This window comes from Acidobacteriota bacterium, from assembly GCA_040756905.1.
Lineage (GTDB): Bacteria > Acidobacteriota > Aminicenantia > JBFLYD01 > JBFLYD01 > JBFLYD01.
On record JBFLYD010000038.1, the window covers coordinates 1 to 17,851 of the forward strand.

A 17,851-nucleotide genomic window follows, 5' to 3' on the forward strand; every position below is an offset into this window, starting at 1 on the left:
AACTTTTTCAAATTCTGATTTCATCGAAAAAGTGGCCGGAATAAATCGGAATGGGTGGCCACTTTCAATCAGAATCAGTGGCCGGTTTGAATCGGAATCGATGGCCACTTTGGATCGGAATATACATAAGGATTTTGGTACAGAGTATCTCCTTACCTTCTCCTGCAAAACAAGGAGTTTTTCTCCCTCTTTCGATGCCAAACGCCTGGAAGAAATATTTATTATTTTTATAATTTTTCTTTCTTTTTTTATTTATTCTCTTTTGAAATTCATTTTTTACCATGATATAAATTCTGAGGGTGTTAAAAAGTGAAATTCAGACAAAAAATGCAGAAAATCGATGCAACCCAAAAAAGGAAATTCCTATCCCTCTTTGTGTGGATGGTCACATTCAGTCTTATCTAAAATATAACCCTTGCCGGCACCGGGTTTACATAAGCTTTCTCCGCCTTCCAAGGTGCCTTTTAGAAGCTTTCCAATTACTTCATCAATTTTTCCGCTTACTCCAACAATTGTTTGGATGTCGTATTCCTCAAAAAATGCCATTGCTCGCTGTCCCATGCCACCACAAACAATGCAATTGGCGCCTTTTTGATGTAAAAACTGGGGGATAGCACCTGGCTGATGCCCCGGGTTTGCGACCTCTGTCCTCTTGGTTACCTTGCCGTTTTCAATATCAACCAAAGTGAAAGTTGGACACCTGCCAAAATGTGCTGATACAAAATCTCCGTCTGTAGATATAGCTATACGCATAATTACTCCTTTTTAAACAATGAGCAAAGATGGGGAATAGATAAACAAACCTACTCCCCATCATTTCAGGTTACTCATTTTTCTCTTCATGAGTTTGGAGTTTTTCTAAGGCCTCTACTCGACTCTGGATATCTTCAAGCTCTTTCTTTAAAATCTCAGCCTGATTTCTTAAGATATCTGCTTCCTGCTTGGGAGTAATCTCAGCTCCGTAAGGATACAAAGCTGGGTTTAGCCAACCACCAAAAGCAGGATACCACATAGCTGCTCTCGCCCAACCAGGAAGACCAGTGGCATAATACCAATGTCTGAAGCCTCTGCCACCACCACGGCCGACAAATCCTCTTCCTCTGCCAAAATAACCTCTGCCGGGGATCGGATTCATATAGCCGGGCACAGAATAACCTGCGCAGTAACCTGCTGCTCTTCCGGTCATCGGGCCTAAGCCCATCGGACCAGTTCCGCCTCCTCTTGGCATACCAAACACCTCCTTCCCTTTGCTTACTTTATTTTTAATGTCTTTAGAATCCAATTTAATTACGCAATACCCCATACCATGACCCGTCATCGGCCCTAATCCACAAGGTCCTGTCCCATCAAAACCTGGCAAAGTCATCCCTCCTTATCGTTATTGAAAACCATTTCCACTAATTGCGAAAAAAATATAGCGGTTATTTCTTCCCGATACATCTTTCACATAAGCCGTAAAACTGGATTAAGTGATTTGTGATTTTAAAGCTGTATTTCTTTGATAAACCCCTCTCTGTCTGATTAAGAAGTTCAATTTCATCATCTATAAAATCTGTATAATCTATAACCCTGTTACAGCCAGTGCAAACCAAATGGTGGTGATGATGCGCCCCCTTAGGCCCTTCAGCAAATTCATAGCGCGCTCTTCCATCTCCAAAATCAAGCTTGTAAACCATGCCCAGGCTGGATAAAACATCTAATGTCCTATAAATAGTGGTTAAGCCGATATTGGGATGACGAGGGTGAATCTTCATATAAATATCTTCCGCGCTCAAGTGTTTTTCTGATTTTGCTAAAACTCCAAGAATTGCTTCTCGGCCTAAAGTAAGCCTATAGCCACATCCTCTAAATTTTCCGTGCCACCACGGTGGCTCAATATAATCTCTTTTCGGCATATCTAATATCTCCTAAATGGCAATGATTTCCATTAACAAATATACATCTTGCGTTTTGATGTGTCAAGATATTTTTTTCAACTCAAAACCTTCCCAAGCGCCACTTTACAGATCCAGATATCTTCCTACCCATCTTTTCTGTTAATAATCTGACTTATTACAGGTATTTTAGAGAAATTGAATATTGATATAAATAGAAAATAATCATGCACCTTGACGATAAACAGAAAAAAATAATATTAGATAAATTCAAGAAATTTGATTCAGCAAGGAATGATTAAAATGCCATCAATTGAGAAACATATTGAACTAAGCTTAAAAAGAACAGGTAAGGAATATAAAGAAATTCACGAGTGGATGGATGGAAAAAATATTAGCTATAAGGAAAGAGTTGCAAGACATAGGGTAAGTAATGTTCCAATATTTCTGCCTGTGGTTGAGAAAGAATTTGGGAAGGATGGCGTCAAGGAGTACCTAAAGCACATAGAAGATGATTACGAGAATAACCTTGTATTAAGAGTTTGGACGGCGTTAAGGAGCCTGATAAGGTGATAAGAACAAAGAGGATCTATGACAGGCCTGATAAAGGTGATGGGTTCAGGATCCTGGTGGACAGGCTATGGCCTAGAGGCCTGTCCAAGGATAAAGCTAAGGTTGATTTGTGGCTGAAAGATATAGCTCCCAGCAATGAATTAAGGAGATGGTTTTCACATGATATTAATAAGTGGACAGAGTTTCAAAAGAGATACGAACAGGAGCTAGAAAGTAAAGAAGAACTGATAAATAAAATTAGAAAGATTGAAAAAGAGAATAAAACCGTGACGTTGTTGTATTCTGCAAAAGACACTTCGTATAATAATGCTGTTGTCTTGAGAGATTATTTGAAAAGCTAATGTTTCTGCCCAAAAAGAGATATTGGCAGTAAAAGGTTTTGAACAGAAACCATTGAAAATAATTGAAATCTGCTCTGGAAAATACGCTAATCAATTCTTGAATAAAAATAGACTAATCTCTCTTTGTATGCCCTGTAAGATCAATGTGTTGGAAGAAGATGGGAAAGTCAAGATTGCTGGAATGAAACCGACTATGATTTCACAATTCTTCCCAGAAGTGACAAAAAAAGAAGCTGAAGAAGTAGAGAAAGATATTAAAGAAATTGTTGATAATGCCAAGTGATAAAATGAAATTGTTAATGCTTCATGCCAAACAATTTTGGTATAAACCACACATAGGTCTAGCAGATGCCAAGAGTGGTGATATAAGTAATGCTATTATTGCATTTATTCATGTTGAAGAAAACGATATGGACAAAGATGAGGTCATAGATAAGGCTGTTGGAAATTTGCGGTGGTTAGCTAAGAAGAATGAAATAGATAAAATAGTTCTTCATTCTTTTGCTCACTTGTCAAACAGCAAATCTGACCCAGAAACTGCAAATAGTATAATTCAAAAAATAGGAGAAGAATTAAAGAAGAATTTCACAGTCCACATTGTGCCATTTGGTCAGTTTTATGAGTTTTCAATTCATGTGCTTGGTCCATCTTTGGCAAAAGTGTTCAAAGACATATAGGGGTTTCAAATGACAATACAAAACCTAATTAACGAATTTGTAAGCGGTTATGTACAAAGCAAATATGATGAGAAATACTTAAAAGAGAAAATAACTGAGATTTTGAAATTTGTACTTCCTAATATCGCGGTCATAGTTAAAAATAAGAAAGAGAAGGATGTCGCTAGGTTATGGAACACTGTGAAAGAAGGTGAGAAAATCAAGAATTTGTTTAGGAAAACTCTTGAAACAATAGATAGACCAATTGTAATTTATGTTGCTAGCAAATTTGAAAATAATCAATATTTTGGTACAAGGATAGTTGAGGAGGCTTTAAAATGGAAATAAAAGTGTTAGATTTCACAGGAAAGTGGTGTTCGACTTGTATTGTTTTGGATAGATTATTAGAATCTGAAATAATTCCAAAATATAAAGATAAAGTGAAATTTATTAAAATTTATATCGAGGAAAATGAAAAATTGACAAACCAATATGAAATTCTTTCTGTACCTACTTTAATTCTTCTGAAAAATGACAATGAAATCTGGAGAAAAAGCGGTTCGATAACTAAAGATGAGGTAATCAAAGAACTGAATAGTGTGGTAAAATGAACGATGAATTGGAGACTATAAGAAAAAAGAAGATTGCCAAAATGTTTGAAAAAATGAATAAACCAAAAGTCAAAATTTACACTACAAACTCTTGTCCATATTGCCAGTTAGCCAAAGATTTTCTAAGAGAGAGGGGTATAAAATTCGATGAGATAAATGTTGAATTTGATCAAAAGGCTGCTAGTGAAATGATAGAAAAATCAGGACAAATGGGAGTTCCTGTTATTGACATAAACGGGACAATTATTATTGGTTTTGATAGGGAGGCAATTTTGAGGGCATTGAAATGAAAGATTATGTTATCTGTAATTCACTTCATGAGAAGATAGGAAATGTAGACAGGGTACTTGATGTAGGTTGTGGCGATGGATATCTCGTTAATTGTTTGGCCAAAAAACTTAATAGAAAGGTTACTGGCTTTGATATTTCAGATGAAGGATTTACTAAGTCGCATGAAAAATGTAAGCAATTCAATACGTGCAGTTTGATAGAATGTGTAAAAGGAAATGCACACAAAATCACAAAATTTTTTGTAAACGAAGAGTTTGATGTTGTTACATTAATATACACTCTTCATCACATAAAAAAGCCAGCCATTGCACTGAAACAAATAAGAAAAATACTAAAAAATGGTGGGAAGATTGTGATAGGTGATTATTGGTTTACTGAGAGGAAAAAGAAAAGAAATTGCTTTAGGTTTACACTAAAAGATATTCATAATTTGCTTAAAGAACAAGGATTTAGATATCTCGGTGAGGACAGGATTGGAAAAGACTTTGTTATGGTTATTGGAGAGAAATGAGATGAGAAGATGGTTATAAATGAAGGTATAAAAATCAAAGAAATTCTGCAAAAGTCTAAAACGATAGCAATAGTCGGATGTTCCAGAGACCCAGAGAAAGATGCTCATAAAGTCCCAAAATATCTGAAAGAACATGGTTATAAAATTATTCCCATAAATCCATCTGCAGATGAAATTCTAGGTGAAAGAGTTTACAAAACTCTATCCGAGATTAAAGAACCTATTGACATCGTGGATATTTTCAGGCCAAGTGAAGAGTGCTTGGGTGTTGTAAAAGAAGCCATCAAGATAAAGCCTAAAGTTATATGGATGCAATTAGGTATCAAAAACGAAGAGGCTGCTAAATTAGCAGAAAAGAAAGGAATAGAAATTGTCATGGACAAATGCATCATGATTGAACATAAACATCTGATAAAATAATTGTTATGCAAACAATCGTAGAAAAATTCGTGAGATTCTGTGAAAGTGATTTTGGGCAGAATATTCTAGAAAAAGAAGCCGAGTATATCTATAGAGAACTAAAGGGTTGCCAGAAAATTCTTGATGTTGGTTGTGGCATTGGTGCATTTGAAGAGAGAATGCCTGACTTTGATATTGCAGGTGTAGATAATGATGAAGAAATGCTTAATGTAGCAAGGAAAAGAGCCCCCATGTTGGTTTTTACAGAACCAGCGCTTCACAACTTCCCTTTCCAAATAGTTCTTATGATGCTACATTTTTTGTTACAAGTCTTGAATTTATGGAAGATTATAGGCCTGCAATTGACGAAGCAATCAGAATTTTAAAACCAAATGGAAAATTAGTTGCTATGGTTCTCAATCCAGAATCCCTGTATTTCCAAAACCATTACGCAAAAGAAGGCTCATATTTCAGAAGAATTAAACCTCAAAATCCATCAGAAATATCAGATTATGTTAGAAGATATTTTGATGTTTCAATACATTACTTCTTAGGTATTGATGGTGAGAGAATTTTTGATACATCTGATAAAAAATACGCAAGTTTGTATATTATTCTTGGAACCAAGAAAAGAGATTAATATTCTCACGAAGTGAGACAAATTGTCCGAAGGACTTAGGAAATCCCCCATAAAATTCTTTTTCGTAGAAAAAGGCTATATGTCCGTTAGGACTAAGGCGGAAACCCCCTTCTAATAAATCTACACGACGATTGAGTTTAACATATGGCATTTTACGAAGTTTCCTGAAGGCAAATTTGGGTGAGGCTCTGCAAGAGCCGAACCGTAAAACCCGTGTTAAATGCCCTGAGCACCGAAGGTGCGAAAGTGCAACGTGGTTCGACAAACGAAGTGAGGAGAAAGTCGCGGAGGGGCAAATTTTTACAAATCTTCCATCATAGGTTTATCTTTTATAAATTCAGAAGGCAACCCAAGTTTCTTAAAATATTCACACATTGCTATACAAGCAAACTTTTCTGTTGAATAATGAGTTCCACCAAGAAGATTGATGTTATTTTGTTTTGCAAATTCATGGGCCTTTTTTGAATAGTCGTTTTTTATTGTAACGCCAGTTATCAAAACATTTACTTTTTCTTTGACAATTTCTTTAAGCATTTCAATATCATTCCCTCCCCCTGCGATGAGTGCAACAATTCCACTTTTTATATCATCGTCTCCATATTTGTATAAACTTGTTTTGTGTCCTATGGCAGATTCAAATTTTTCTTTCAATTTAGATACTGTTTTAAGTTCGGTTTTTCCAAATACTCCACACAAAACACCAAAATATGGAGCAAATAGTTTTCATCTTCATTTTCTCACTACTGAGGGAGGGCGAGATAAAGATGGCAGGTTTCATAAAGTTTCACACTTTGATGATGCCATATTAGCTCAGTTCTTTTCCCGAGAGGTCTTCTTACTGCTCCTTAAAGAAGGCTTTATCAACCTGGAGCTGGTGCGAGAGATTCTTCTCTGGCGACACAGTGGTTTCAATGTTCACTCAAAAGTTCGAGCAAGAACAAAGAAAGAAGAAGAAGAAGAAGAAGAAGAAGAAGAAGAAGAAGAAGAAGAAGAAGAAGAAGAAGAGAGAGTTGGCAAGTACATGATAAGACCTTTGTTATCTTTAGAAAGATTAAGCTTTGAAGAGAAAGAAGGCAAGGTGAGCTACCAACATGGGAAAAAGAGTGCAGAGCAAGAGAAGATGGATTATCTGGTAGTGTATAAATTTGGGGGAAAAGTCAGGTAATTTAAATTAAAATGACAATCATTTCTCTTCGCTTTTCTTTGTATAATCCTCTTCACTCATCCCATGAATAGAGCTGAGTTTCTTTTTCGAAAGTTGAGAATTAAGAGAAAGAAGCTCTTTTTCAGTAATCGATTTAAATTTGATTTCTGCTTTTTTGATTTCCTCTTCAAGTACGGAAAGATATGTGAGTTGGGATTCAGTAGGTCTACCTCCGTATCCGCTTACAGAACCATAAAGATCAATTACTCTTTCCCTGAGCTTTGGTTCACCGAAAATACCCCCACTCTGAACAAGATTTCGATGAAGGCTCTCTAATTTTTTTGAAAACTCTTTGAGTTGAGAAATCAATCCTTTATCTTTGCCTTTCATTTTTTCTAATTCCTTTACTCTTTTATCAGACTGCTCTTTAATATCAGCAATAGTATCAGCTATATAGGCAAGCCTCTCCTGCATTCTATATAATTTCATGACTGTTTCATATTGAAGCTTCCGATCCTCAGGGCTGTGTTCTGTTAATGGGTCAGGAATGAGTTTAATCTCATTTGTGTAAATCTTCTCTTCTTTAGTTAACTTTACTTTGTATGTACCCTCAGGAACCATTGGACCTGTGAGAATGCGAGGAGCCAGGGCTGGTGCTGCTGCAACCTTCGGCGCTTTAAGCCGCATATTCCAATAAACTCGATTAATTCCACGACGTTTCCCTGTTGGCAGGGACTTTATCAGTTTTCCTTCAGCATCATAGATTTCAAGCTTCAAATCTCCAAAAATATGTCTTTTTTTGAGGTAATAAGTAATTACAGCTCCTCCAGGCGGATTTGAACCGAAAAATCCATCATCTCCTGGAAATTCCTGAAGATAGGCAGGAATTGAAACTATAGAAGGCCGCGATTGAAGAATCGCTACATCGCTATTGAGAATCTCCCTGGTAAGGTTTCTCAACGGTGTTATATCATCAATTATCCATATACCCAACCCATGGGTGGCAAGAATAACATCATGGTCACGGGGATGGATAGCAATGTCACGAATCGCAACTTTAGGAAATTGTTCCTTGAAATGAGCCCACTGCTTACCGCCGTCAACTGAAATAAAAAGACCGAGTTCAGTTCCTAAAAATAAAAGCTCTGGGTTAACAAGGTCTTCCCTAATAACATGACAATAACCCTCAATTTCATCAGTAACCATTGAAACCCAGGTTTTTCCAAAATCTGAAGTTTTATAAACATATGGTTTCATGTCACCAGTCTGATGGCCATCAAAAGCAACATAGGCAGTGCCAGGATTATGGGGTCCTGCTTCAACATGAGAACACCATGTGTTTGGGGGAAGATTAAGGATATTTCCAACTACATTTGTCCAGGTTTTTCCACCATCACGGGTAAGCTGGAGATTGCCATCGTCAGTCCCCACCCAAATGACGTTAGAATCAAAGGGCGATTCAGAGATTGTAAAAATAGTACAATGATTTTCAGCAGTTGTGTTATCAATAGTTAAGCCACCTGACTCAGCCTGTCTCTGTTTTTCTGGATCATTTGTGGTGAGGTCTGGAGAAATCCTCTCCCAGCTATCTCCCCTATCTCGGGATTTAAATAGAAATTGAGCACCTATGTAAATAACTTTCGGGTCATTTGGGCTTATAGTAACTGGAGTGTTCCAGTTGAAGCGATATTTAGGTTCACCTTTTTTTGGAAGGGGGCGGATATCTTTCATTTCACCAGTCTTTTTATTGTATCTCTGAAGTCTACCTCCCTGCCATTCGTTATAGACAATCTCAGGGTTGGATGGGTCTGAAAACGCATGGAATCCATCTCCTCCACCGACATTCTGCCAATCTTTATTCTGTATGCCGAATGGACTAAAATTTCGAGATGGACCACACCAGGAACCATTATCCTGAAGACCCCCATAAACATTGTATGGAATTTTCATGTCGAAACTCACATGATAGAACTGGGAAACCGGAAGGTTGCTCAGAAGTTTAAAATTTTTCGCTCGATCATAGGAAACATAAACTCCTCCATCAGTTCCTAAAAGGATGTGCTCGGGGTTATTTGGATTAATCCATAAAGCCTGATGATCAGGGTGAACGCTAAAGGATATCCCCCTCAATCCTGAGATAATGGGATTGCTAAAAGTTTTACCTCCATCTTCACTCATGAAAAGAATCATACTCATATTGTATGCCCTATTATGATCTTTGGGATCTACTTTTATCTCAGCCAAGTAGAAAGGACGGACTTTAACACCAAAACTCGAATTAATTTTAACCCAGCTCTCACCCATATCATCTGAACGATAAAGAGCTGTTTCTTTAGCTTCGAAAATTCCATATAAAGTGCCTGGCCGTGAGGGAGCTACATCAAAGGCAATTCGTCCAAGGTCACCATCAGGAAGTCCTTTCTTTATTCTCTTCCAAGTTTTTCCTCCATCAGTAGATTTATAAAATCCACTGCCTGGGCCTCCTGAGGCAAAAAAGTAGGGCTTTCTCCTAACCTGCCACATAGCTGCATAAATTACATCGGGCTCCTGAGGGTCGATTGCCAGATCACCGCAGCCAGTATTTTCATCCACATACAGAATTCTTTTCCATGTTTTCCCTCCGTCAGTTGTTTTATAAACTCCTCTTTCCTCATTTGAATTCCATAGATGCCCAAGAACGCCCACATAAACAATTTTAGAATCTTTAGGATGGACAATTACTTCACTGATTCTTTCAGAATCTTTAAATCCAACAAATTCCCAATTTTTTCCTCCATCTAATGTTTTATAAAGACCAGTGCCGACAGACACAGTGTTCCTTACGTTAATTTCTCCTGTTCCTGCCCATACTGTATCCGAGTTAGACTGGTCAATGGTAATGCATCCTATGGACATTGTGTATTTCTCGAATAAAGGTGTAAAAGTAGTTCCTCCATTTAAAGATTTCCATATGCCTCCTCCTGCAGTTCCTACATAAATTATTCTCGGGTCGCCTTGAACACAATCAATGTCAGTGATACGGCCACTCATCGCAGCAGGTCCAATACATCGAGCTTTGATGTCACCAAAAGTTGAAGAATCGATTTTTATTTTCTCTTTAGGATATAAAAACACAGCAAATATCAACATGAGAAAAAATATTATTTTTCTTTTAAGAAAGCTTGAAATATTAACCATTTCATCCTCCTGATAATTCATGTTATTCATAATACATATGATGAAAACTATATTAGCTTATTCCTGATCACAGTTCAATATTTCAATTGGAAAACAATTAAAATTTTATTTTTGGGTGTTTTTAGCTACCTTTCTTGATAAAATAATGACATGAAGATTAATATAAAAAAAGATAAAGATAAGAAAATAGATGTGCTTGGTATCGGATTGAATGCGGTGGATTTTCTTTGTGTAATTCCTTCTTTTCCTGAGTATGAAACTAAATTGAAGATGATTGATTATTCAATTCAAGGAGGAGGTCAGGTAGCCACAGCTCTTGTAGCTCTGAGCAAATGGGGGCTAAAGACTAAATACCTTGGAAAATTTGGGTCTGATTATTTCGGAAATTTTTCAAAAAAATCCCTTGAAAAAGAGGATGTTGATGTAGAGGATTCCCTGATTATAGAAGGAGCTCGAAATCAAATTGCATTTATTATGGTCGATAGAGGAACTGGCGAGAGAACAATAGTATGGTATAGAGATGAAAAATTAAATTTTTTTCCAGATGATTTTGATGTAAATTTGATTTTAAAGAGTAAAGTTTTGCTCGTAGATGGTCACAATGAAGAAGCGGCAATTTATTATTCTTCTTTTGCAAAAGAAAATAATGTTCCAGTTGTAGCTGATGTAGAAAGAGTAAAAGAAAATACAGAAAAATTAATAGAAAATGTTGACTTTTTGGTCACATCTTCAAACTTTCCCCAAGAATTTTCAGGAAAAAAGGATTTAGAAAAATCGTTAAAAGAGCTTAAAAAGTTTGGCCCTGTTCTGGTTGCAATAACCCTTGGGAAAGATGGTTCTATTGCTCACTATAAAGATGAAATTATCAGAACCCCTGGATATAAAATTGATGCAGTTGACACCACTGGAGCAGGCGATGTCTTTCATGCAGGCTTTATATATGGTCTTTTGAATGGATTTGAACTGAGAGAATTATTAAAATTTTCTAATGCAGTGGCAGCTTTAAAATGCAGAGAAATTGGTGGTCGAAAAGGAATTCCTTCCGTTCCCGAAGCTCTCTCTTTTATGAATAAAAATTAGTGAATAAACTGATTTACAAAATATTTTGGTGTTAGAGGTTCTCCAGTAATCTTTTTGATTAAATCATCCCATCTGTATTTTGCTCCAGGGAGAAAGAGTTTTTCTCTTAAGTATTTACCAGCATCTATTCTTCCCACATAAGAGACATTTCTGTCTGAATCAATTTTAAATACATTATTTACAATGTAATAATGAAGCTGTGAGGCAAAAAGTTCTCCAAGCATGTAATTATGATAATATACAGGATAAGAGCATATATGAATTTTAGTAGCCCAATCAGCCGATTTCTCCCTGTTTTCCGGTGGCTGGACAAATTGATATGCCTCGACCGTTTCCCACCATAATTCGTTAAGATTCTGGTCAGGGTTGTTGTATAATTCTCTTTCAAACCTGAACATTACCTGAGCCCATCTTGCAAATACCAGCTGGGTTAACCTCAGAATCTTCTTCACTGTGGAAGCTATCTTTTCCTTTTCTTCATCAGTAATTATTCCCATATCTTTCATCCAGTTCGGGTTCCTTGCCAGTCGTCCGAAAAACATAGCTGTTGCTTCAGTAGTGAAAGTATGAGCAGATGTTCTCAGGATGAAGGGAAGGTCTCTATCGATATATTTACTGTAAACACTATGGCCAAGCTCATGAAGGAGAGTTTCCATCCAGTTTACATCATTTTTTAAATTAACCATTATTCGAACGTCCCCTTTTCTATCTATATCATTGCTATAAGCATGGGGATATTTTTTTTCTCTTTCGAATAGATCGCTTCTTGCAAGAATGTCCTCCACAGGGAGTTCAAGGCCTCCATAGAACCTCTTGGCAAGTTCAGGAATGTTTTGTTTTGAATAATATTTGTCAAGATCAACTTTGTATATGTTGGGGGGATCCTGGAAAAAAGGGTCCTGATAATGCCATGGCATTACCCTTTCGATTTTTATTTCATATCTTTTCGATAACACTCCATCTATTTCATTCTTTAGTTCTCTAAATGGCTCATCTGTTAGGTGCTTTAATTCGTCAAAGATTTTCAACAAATCCTCTTCATTCTGTTCAGCCAGAGTCAGAGACATTATGTAATAGTTTTTGAACCCTAAATCTTTTGCAGCTTTATCTCTGAGTTTTACAAGATATTTGAGATCTGATTCAACTACTGATCCAACCTGTTTTGAAGCTTCCCATGCTTTTTTTCTTATCTCTGAATTCAGTTCTGTTTTGAGTATGTCTTTAATTTGGTTCATTGTGAGCTCTTTTCCATCCATTTTACCTCTGAAAACATTGAATTGATTTTCAACTTTGGTGGACAACTCAACTATTTGTTTTAGAAGAGCTGGTTCAATTTGATTTTCTAAATATGAGTTGTAAAGGATTTCCAGCTGGCGCAGAAGTATAGGGTCTTTGATATTATTTGAGGCTTTAAGTTCTTTAAGTATGGAAAATTCTTCTCGATCGCTGTAAATCTGTCTTAATTTTAACTGGAGCTCTCCATATCTGTCGTAGTCCTCTTTTTTACCAAAGGCACTCGCATCCCAGTAAGCTAAGTTTATATCTTTATACAAGGGTTCAATCTTAGCTGTATGATTTTTAATAAATTCAGAAAAACTTTTTTCATCTGGTTTCATATTTTCTCCTGATATCAAAAATAGAATTATAATTGCAATTATAACAATTAAAAAGCTTATTTTTTTCATCTCTTTACTCCTCTCACAGTTTTTTAGACAAATCTCGATATTAATTCTGTTGTGTCTGTTGTTTTTGCGATGGAGGTCGATGAGGAACTATAAGCCATGCAATAATATAAACAATTAATCCACCAATGATCCCTGTAAGAAAAGTGATAAGTATGTAGATTAATCTTATTAAACTTGAGTCAATGTTAAAGTAATCGGCTAAGCCTCCACAAAATCCAGCTATTTGTCTATCTGTTCTTGATAAATAAAGTTTTTTCCTCTCTTCCATTTACCCTCCTGTTAAACATTAAATATTTAATAGATGCTATATTTTACAGAAAAAATTTATAATTGGAAAATATTTTCCAAATCTATTTTTTTTCGGGCATCTTAAAAAATTCATCCTCAATTTCTGGGTTCAGTTCAATAGATTCTATTGTGATTTGACTTTGGGGATTGTTATTTACCCGTGCTTCAATCGAATGGGGAATCAATATCCCATTAACCTCCTTGTAATCCCCAAAAAATCTCTCAACATGTAAGGGAGTTCCCTGATAATCTACTGTTTCTGATTGCTTCAATTCGATGCAGGATTCTGTATCAAGAAAGAAGAATTTTTCTTTGCCATCCTTATATGTAATTCTTAACTTGTAAACTTCTGTTCCAGCCATATCTTCCTTGCCTAAGAGTTCAACTTTATGTCCCTTTTCTCTATAGTTCACCAGTGGACCATCAAAGTCAGCTTGCTCTTTTATTGAATCAGCCTGCATCCCTGTCATTTCCTGAGGGTCTTCAGAGCCGAGGAATGGCATAATCCACCAAGCTTTTTCTCCATCAAAGGCCTGGACAATTTTCTTGTCTTGAAATGTGCTTTCAATCCGCAACATGTTCGGTCTCTTTGCCCACATAACCATAGGCATTTCCACTGCCTGGGAAATAACTTTTCCTGTCATTTTTATACTCTGGATTGCCTTAAGCTTTTCAATACCACCTTTTTTCTCCAGATTTTTAGCGATAATTTCATCAGCTGTCTGAGAAAAAGCAAATGAAACAGCTAAAATTCCTGAAACCAGAAAAACAAGAATAGAAGTTTTTTTCATAATCTCCTCCTCAAAATTAATTCTGAGATTTTGATAAAACTCATTTTATTATTTATACGATAGTATATACAAAAAGTTTTTGATTATCATTTAAAGTCATTATAATATATCATTTTTTCCAAAGAACAAAATGACCTTTTCTAAAATTACAATATTTTATTTATTTCCCTAATAATGGAAATGAGTGTCTAAAAGATGAATTTGAAATCAAAATCCCTTCCCTTACAATTTCAATTTCTTCATCAAACTCTCCTTCTAACATTTTTTTTATCTCAATCAATTTCTTCATAATATTTCCAGATTTAGCAGGCGAATATTTTTCAGTTATGAATAATTTTGAAAATTGTGTATCAGGAACAATAAAAATTTCATCACTGCGAAGCTTGTATATCTCTCTAAAAACAACTTCAGATGCCGTTGGACGAAAATTAACTGAATAGATAATTCCTGAAATTTCTTTCGAAAGCTTCCCTTTCTCATCCATCATTTGATAGAGTTCATTAAATTCTATTCCTTCGGGAAAATTTCCTTTAACTGCTTCTTTAAATTCTTCAGAAGTAATCAGATATGATGATTTAAATTCTAAAACCTCATTTCTACATTCGATGCCGAGGGGAGGGGGTGGTGGAAATGAGAAAAGCATATGAGGATGATGGCCTTTTGAAAAAACAATTGAGATCCTTGATTTTCTGAATCCTCTTTCAAAAATTCTTATCAAGTCTAAATGGGATAGATATTTAGCCTTATCTTTTTTTGAGTAGGTGGCCAGATACCTTATCTCCTTCTCTGTTTTTTCCCCTACATAGTTTAGATTTAATTCTGGCTGCTCCAATGTCTTCTCTTTATAATATTTTTTCATTATTCTCCATAAATCACATTCGAAACATTCATTGCATCTTCTATCAAGACAATTGAAGGTCGCTTCTTCATTAAAAGCTTTCTTGAGTTCAGACTGAAGAGTTTCTTTCTTTATTCCTGTATCTATGTGATCCCAGGGAAGAGGAGAATCAAGAGGAACTGGTGATAAATATTTAGCTTTTTCCACATGGGAGTCATGTATCGCATTCTCCCATATGTCAGGTCTGAAAAAATCGCTCCATGCATCCAGTTTCGCACCGTATTGCCAGGCTCTTTCAATAAGATTTCCAATATATCTGTCACCTCTTGAAATCAATGCTTCTATTACACTCATCTTCACAGAATGGTTCTTAAAATTTACACTCTTATACTTTTTCAAACTATCTTTAATAAAGTGCAATTTCTGAATCAGGGCTTTTTCTTCCTCCATTCCAAGCCATTGAAAGGGAGTATGAGGTTTTGGAATAAAAGAGGAGACACTCAAATTTATTTTTACATCTTTTCCGGTTATCCTTCTTCCTATCCTCAATATATTCTTAACAATATCAGTAATCCCTTTAAGGTCTTCTTCTCTTTCTGTAGGAAGACCCACCATAAAATAAAGCTTCAACAATCTCCACCCGAATTTGAAACAGTTCTCCGCTGCTCTTACTATCTCATCATCATTTAATTCTTTATTGATGACTTTTCTCAATCTATCTGTTCCTGCCTCAGGAACTATCGTAAAACCTGTTTTTCTGACCTTGACAATTTCTTTTGAAACCTCTTCTTTTAGCCCTGAAGGTCTTAAAGATGAGACAGAAATTGAAATTCTTTCTTCAGAGAATATCTTCATCAATATCTTTAATAATTCGCTTAGATATGGATAGTCAGCTGTGTTCAAAGAACTAAGGGAAACCTCTTCATATCCTGTTGATTCCGTTAATCTCAGTAATCCTTCAACAATACTTTGAGGTTTTCTAATTCGATAGGGGCTGTAAATGGAAGTAGCCTGACAGAATCTGCAGCGCTGAGCACACCCTCTTGAAATTTCATATGAAATTCTATCAAATACAATCTTTCCTGATGGAACGACAATTTTTTCAGGGAAAGGATAATCATCCAGGTTTTTCAACACCCTTTTTCTTATTCTATTGTTATTCTCTGACATTGGAATTATAAAACCTGTTTTTTTATCGGATATCTCCTTCCATTGAGAAGGAACGTATACGCCATCAATCTTTGCCAGTTCTTTCAGAATTTGAGATTTATCATTCTTCAATGTTTTTTTTAATTCAAAGAAATTATCAATTATTTCAAATACTCCTTCCTCTCCATCACCTATGAGAAATAGATCAATGAAAGGGGAAATAGGCTCCGGATTAAAACAAGAAGGTCCTCCTGCGATTATCAAAGGCATATCCATATCTCTATCTTTTGACCGCAATGGAATTTTTGCGAGGTTCAGAATATTGAGCATATTTGCAAAATTAAGCTCATAAAGGAGAGAAACCCCGATTATGTCAAAATCTCTCAACGGAATCTTATTTTCAAGGGAGAACAATGGAGTTTCTCTACTCCTCAATTCTCTTTCGAAATCAACCCCAGGAGAAAAAACTCTTTCAGCAAGAATGTCTTCCCTCCCGTTCAGAAGGAAATAAAGGATTTTTATTCCAAGAGAAGACATGCCAATTTCGTAAAGGTCAGGAAATGAAAGGGCAATCTTTATCCTTGCTTTAGCAGGATTCTTCTTGATAGAGTTTAATTCATTGCCAAGATATCTGTGGGGCTTTTCTACATCATTCAATATATCTTCGATTCTAAAGGACATTTATTATAAATCAGAAAATCTGATATTTCCTCATTCTTATATTTATGATTAAAGCGATTATTATGAAAGTCGAAAGAAGAGATGACCCTCCATAACTCAGAAGAGGAAGGGGGATTCCAACAATAGGAAATAATCCTATCAGCATTGAACAATTTATAAAAAATTGAAAAATAATTATCGATGAAAGGGAAAAAGATAATAAAATTCCAGCTTTAGCCTTTGGTTCAAGGGATATCTTAAGAAACCTTAAAATAAACCAAAGATAAAGAGAAAATATAATTAATATTCCAAAAAATCCGAATTCTTCTGCAAGGACTGAAAGAATAAAATCTGTATGTTGAGCTGGAAGAAATTTAGATTGAGTCTGTGTTCCTTTTAAATACCCTTTCCCAAAAAATCCACTGGAGCCAATGGCTATTTTGGATTGGAGCAGATGATATCCCTCAGCCTTTGGATTGCTCTGGGGATAAATAAATGTTTTTATTCTTGCTTTTTGATAATCTTTTAAAACAAATTCCCACATAAACACTCCCGAAAGAAGAATGATTATTATTAACAAAAACACAAGTTTTGCCTTTATTCCTTTAAGAAAAAATAAAGATATGAATCCTGGAAAAAATGTGAGAGCTGTTCCAAAATCTGGCTGCAACACTACAAATGAAACTGGTACTCCAATGATAATCCCAGCATAAAATAACTCTTTCAACCCAATCTTTTCTCCTACCTTATCCACAAAATATTTTGTCAATAAAATCACCGCAGCAATTTTTGCAAATTCTGCTGGTTGAACCTGAAATTGACCAAAATCGATCCAGCTTTTTGCTCCTGCAATTTTTTTCCCTTTTATTAATAGATACATCAGAGGGATAATTGAAAATACATAAACAGGAAATGACCATTCAATTATCTTTTTGTAGTTTATCATGATTAAGACCAAAAAAATCACTAAACCCCCTAAAAACCATAGCATCTGCTTTATCAAGAATATTCTGGAAGTCTGATATGTACAGCTATAAATCATAGCCATACCTATCAGGCTTAAAACAATGGCAATGGAAAGTGTGAAATAATCAATATTCTTTATTAATTCTTTGGTGTGCTGTCCCATAAATATCTCCATAA

At 35.6% G+C, this 17,851-nt stretch carries 22 protein-coding genes and 1 pseudogene; 13 read left to right on the top strand and 10 right to left on the bottom strand.

Annotated elements, in window-relative coordinates:
- The coding region (locus AB1410_06075) for a hypothetical protein (GenBank protein ID MEW6456262.1) at nucleotides 1-313 on the top strand (313 nt) is incomplete at its 5' end.
- Nucleotides 314-363: 50 nt separating this feature from the next.
- Here AB1410_06075 and AB1410_06080 read toward each other — a convergent pair.
- From AB1410_06080 to AB1410_06090, 3 genes are all read right to left on the bottom strand, one after another.
- Nucleotides 364-753, bottom strand: coding sequence for a NifB/NifX family molybdenum-iron cluster-binding protein (locus AB1410_06080; protein MEW6456263.1), 390 nt, complete (start codon nucleotides 751-753; stop codon nucleotides 364-366).
- Nucleotides 754-823: 70 nt separating this feature from the next.
- Nucleotides 824-1,366 carry a DUF5320 domain-containing protein gene (locus AB1410_06085; GenBank protein MEW6456264.1) on the bottom strand — a complete coding sequence of 181 codons (543 nt, stop codon included), beginning with the start codon at nucleotides 1,364-1,366 and terminating at the stop codon, nucleotides 824-826.
- A 55-nt stretch (nucleotides 1,367-1,421) separates the two neighbouring features.
- Nucleotides 1,422-1,895 (bottom strand): Fur family transcriptional regulator, encoded by a 474-nt coding sequence (locus tag AB1410_06090; protein ID MEW6456265.1) that lies wholly within the window; start codon nucleotides 1,893-1,895, stop codon nucleotides 1,422-1,424.
- A gap of 282 nt (nucleotides 1,896-2,177) precedes the next feature.
- Between AB1410_06090 and AB1410_06095 the strand changes: the two genes are divergently transcribed.
- The 10 genes and pseudogenes from AB1410_06095 to AB1410_06140 all read left to right on the top strand — a co-directional run bounded on the left by AB1410_06095 (nucleotide 2,178) and on the right by AB1410_06140 (nucleotide 5,893).
- Complete coding sequence (locus tag AB1410_06095; protein MEW6456266.1) at nucleotides 2,178-2,447, top strand: hypothetical protein; 270 nt, start codon at nucleotides 2,178-2,180, stop codon at nucleotides 2,445-2,447.
- On the top strand, nucleotides 2,444-2,788 hold the full coding sequence (locus AB1410_06100) for a DUF488 domain-containing protein (protein MEW6456267.1): 345 nt from the start codon (nucleotides 2,444-2,446) through the stop codon (nucleotides 2,786-2,788). Before AB1410_06095 ends, AB1410_06100 begins: the two co-directional genes overlap by 4 nt.
- Nucleotides 2,789-2,810: 22 nt before the next feature.
- Complete coding sequence (locus AB1410_06105) at nucleotides 2,811-3,071, top strand: DUF302 domain-containing protein (protein MEW6456268.1); 261 nt, start codon at nucleotides 2,811-2,813, stop codon at nucleotides 3,069-3,071.
- On the top strand, nucleotides 3,061-3,465 hold the full coding sequence (locus AB1410_06110; GenBank protein MEW6456269.1) for a threonyl-tRNA synthetase editing domain-containing protein: 405 nt from the start codon (nucleotides 3,061-3,063) through the stop codon (nucleotides 3,463-3,465). The genes AB1410_06105 and AB1410_06110 overlap by 11 nt, the downstream gene beginning before the upstream one ends.
- A gap of 9 nt (nucleotides 3,466-3,474) precedes the next feature.
- Nucleotides 3,475-3,792, top strand: coding sequence for a hypothetical protein (locus AB1410_06115; protein ID MEW6456270.1), 318 nt, complete (start codon nucleotides 3,475-3,477; stop codon nucleotides 3,790-3,792).
- A complete protein-coding gene (locus tag AB1410_06120; GenBank protein MEW6456271.1) occupies nucleotides 3,783-4,055 on the top strand; it encodes a thioredoxin family protein in 273 nt (90 codons plus the stop codon). Before AB1410_06115 ends, AB1410_06120 begins: the two co-directional genes overlap by 10 nt.
- Nucleotides 4,056-4,108: 53 nt before the next feature.
- Nucleotides 4,109-4,345 (top strand): Uxx-star family glutaredoxin-like (seleno)protein, encoded by a 237-nt coding sequence (locus AB1410_06125; GenBank protein MEW6456272.1) that lies wholly within the window; start codon nucleotides 4,109-4,111, stop codon nucleotides 4,343-4,345.
- The gene (locus AB1410_06130) at nucleotides 4,342-4,857 is read left to right on the top strand and encodes a class I SAM-dependent methyltransferase (protein MEW6456273.1); all 516 of its coding nucleotides are present in this window, start codon (nucleotides 4,342-4,344) and stop codon (nucleotides 4,855-4,857) included. Before AB1410_06125 ends, AB1410_06130 begins: the two co-directional genes overlap by 4 nt.
- A 9-nt stretch (nucleotides 4,858-4,866) precedes the next feature.
- Nucleotides 4,867-5,277: a CoA-binding protein gene (locus tag AB1410_06135; protein ID MEW6456274.1), complete on the top strand. Its 411-nt coding sequence runs from the start codon at nucleotides 4,867-4,869 to the stop codon at nucleotides 5,275-5,277.
- Between the two features lie 130 nt (nucleotides 5,278-5,407).
- Nucleotides 5,408-5,893 (top strand): annotated as a pseudogene (locus tag AB1410_06140) (hypothetical protein).
- A gap of 303 nt (nucleotides 5,894-6,196) precedes the next feature.
- Here the strand turns inward: AB1410_06140 and AB1410_06145 are convergent.
- The gene (locus tag AB1410_06145) at nucleotides 6,197-6,547 is read right to left on the bottom strand and encodes a Nif3-like dinuclear metal center hexameric protein (GenBank protein ID MEW6456275.1); all 351 of its coding nucleotides are present in this window, start codon (nucleotides 6,545-6,547) and stop codon (nucleotides 6,197-6,199) included.
- Here AB1410_06145 and AB1410_06150 point away from each other — a divergent pair.
- Entirely contained in the window at nucleotides 6,522-7,061 is a 540-nt protein-coding gene (locus tag AB1410_06150; protein MEW6456276.1) for a transposase, read from the top strand. The genes AB1410_06145 and AB1410_06150 overlap by 26 nt on opposite strands.
- A gap of 18 nt (nucleotides 7,062-7,079) precedes the next feature.
- Here AB1410_06150 and AB1410_06155 read toward each other — a convergent pair whose 3' ends face one another.
- Nucleotides 7,080-10,217: a glycosyl hydrolase gene (locus tag AB1410_06155; protein ID MEW6456277.1), complete on the bottom strand. Its 3,138-nt coding sequence runs from the start codon at nucleotides 10,215-10,217 to the stop codon at nucleotides 7,080-7,082.
- Between the two features lie 150 nt (nucleotides 10,218-10,367).
- On the opposite strand from AB1410_06155, the gene AB1410_06160 reads away from it, so the two are divergent.
- Nucleotides 10,368-11,297 (top strand): PfkB family carbohydrate kinase, encoded by a 930-nt coding sequence (locus AB1410_06160; protein MEW6456278.1) that lies wholly within the window; start codon nucleotides 10,368-10,370, stop codon nucleotides 11,295-11,297.
- Here the strand turns inward: AB1410_06160 and AB1410_06165 are convergent.
- The 5 genes from AB1410_06165 to rodA all read right to left on the bottom strand — a co-directional run bounded on the left by AB1410_06165 (nucleotide 11,294) and on the right by rodA (nucleotide 17,837).
- On the bottom strand, nucleotides 11,294-12,982 hold the full coding sequence (locus AB1410_06165) for a M2 family metallopeptidase (GenBank protein ID MEW6456279.1): 1,689 nt from the start codon (nucleotides 12,980-12,982) through the stop codon (nucleotides 11,294-11,296). The genes AB1410_06160 and AB1410_06165 overlap by 4 nt on opposite strands.
- Nucleotides 12,983-13,022: 40 nt before the next feature.
- Entirely contained in the window at nucleotides 13,023-13,250 is a 228-nt protein-coding gene (locus tag AB1410_06170; protein MEW6456280.1) for a PspC domain-containing protein, read from the bottom strand.
- A gap of 82 nt (nucleotides 13,251-13,332) precedes the next feature.
- On the bottom strand, nucleotides 13,333-14,061 hold the full coding sequence (locus tag AB1410_06175; protein MEW6456281.1) for an outer membrane lipoprotein-sorting protein: 729 nt from the start codon (nucleotides 14,059-14,061) through the stop codon (nucleotides 13,333-13,335).
- Between the two features lie 160 nt (nucleotides 14,062-14,221).
- Nucleotides 14,222-16,729, bottom strand: a complete 2,508-nt coding sequence (locus tag AB1410_06180) for a TIGR03960 family B12-binding radical SAM protein (GenBank protein ID MEW6456282.1) — start codon at nucleotides 16,727-16,729, stop codon at nucleotides 14,222-14,224.
- A gap of 10 nt (nucleotides 16,730-16,739) precedes the next feature.
- Complete coding sequence (gene rodA / locus AB1410_06185) at nucleotides 16,740-17,837, bottom strand: rod shape-determining protein RodA (GenBank protein MEW6456283.1); 1,098 nt, start codon at nucleotides 17,835-17,837, stop codon at nucleotides 16,740-16,742.
- Nucleotides 17,838-17,851: the final 14 nt, after the last annotated feature.

Bases quoted from the DNA above. Each gene is read 5' to 3' on its own strand.
- AB1410_06080 (MEW6456263.1), bottom strand. From the start codon at position 753: ATGCGTATAGCTATATCTACAGACGGAGATTTTGTATCAGCACATTTT.
- AB1410_06085 (MEW6456264.1), bottom strand. From the start codon at position 1,366: ATGACTTTGCCAGGTTTTGATGGGACAGGACCTTGTGGATTAGGGCCG.
- AB1410_06090 (MEW6456265.1), bottom strand. From the start codon at position 1,895: ATGCCGAAAAGAGATTATATTGAGCCACCGTGGTGGCACGGAAAATTT.
- AB1410_06095 (MEW6456266.1), top strand. From the start codon at position 2,178: ATGCCATCAATTGAGAAACATATTGAACTAAGCTTAAAAAGAACAGGT.
- AB1410_06110 (MEW6456269.1), top strand. From the start codon at position 3,061: ATGCCAAGTGATAAAATGAAATTGTTAATGCTTCATGCCAAACAATTT.
- AB1410_06115 (MEW6456270.1), top strand. From the start codon at position 3,475: ATGACAATACAAAACCTAATTAACGAATTTGTAAGCGGTTATGTACAA.
- AB1410_06120 (MEW6456271.1), top strand. From the start codon at position 3,783: ATGGAAATAAAAGTGTTAGATTTCACAGGAAAGTGGTGTTCGACTTGT.
- AB1410_06125 (MEW6456272.1), top strand. From the start codon at position 4,109: ATGAATAAACCAAAAGTCAAAATTTACACTACAAACTCTTGTCCATAT.
- AB1410_06130 (MEW6456273.1), top strand. From the start codon at position 4,342: ATGAAAGATTATGTTATCTGTAATTCACTTCATGAGAAGATAGGAAAT.
- AB1410_06135 (MEW6456274.1), top strand. From the start codon at position 4,867: ATGGTTATAAATGAAGGTATAAAAATCAAAGAAATTCTGCAAAAGTCT.
- AB1410_06150 (MEW6456276.1), top strand. From the start codon at position 6,522: ATGGCAGATTCAAATTTTTCTTTCAATTTAGATACTGTTTTAAGTTCG.
- AB1410_06155 (MEW6456277.1), bottom strand. From the start codon at position 10,217: ATGGTTAATATTTCAAGCTTTCTTAAAAGAAAAATAATATTTTTTCTC.
- AB1410_06160 (MEW6456278.1), top strand. From the start codon at position 10,368: ATGAAGATTAATATAAAAAAAGATAAAGATAAGAAAATAGATGTGCTT.
- AB1410_06165 (MEW6456279.1), bottom strand. From the start codon at position 12,982: ATGAAAAAAATAAGCTTTTTAATTGTTATAATTGCAATTATAATTCTA.
- AB1410_06170 (MEW6456280.1), bottom strand. From the start codon at position 13,250: ATGGAAGAGAGGAAAAAACTTTATTTATCAAGAACAGATAGACAAATA.
- AB1410_06175 (MEW6456281.1), bottom strand. From the start codon at position 14,061: ATGAAAAAAACTTCTATTCTTGTTTTTCTGGTTTCAGGAATTTTAGCT.
- AB1410_06180 (MEW6456282.1), bottom strand. From the start codon at position 16,729: ATGTCCTTTAGAATCGAAGATATATTGAATGATGTAGAAAAGCCCCAC.
- rodA (MEW6456283.1), bottom strand. From the start codon at position 17,837: ATGGGACAGCACACCAAAGAATTAATAAAGAATATTGATTATTTCACA.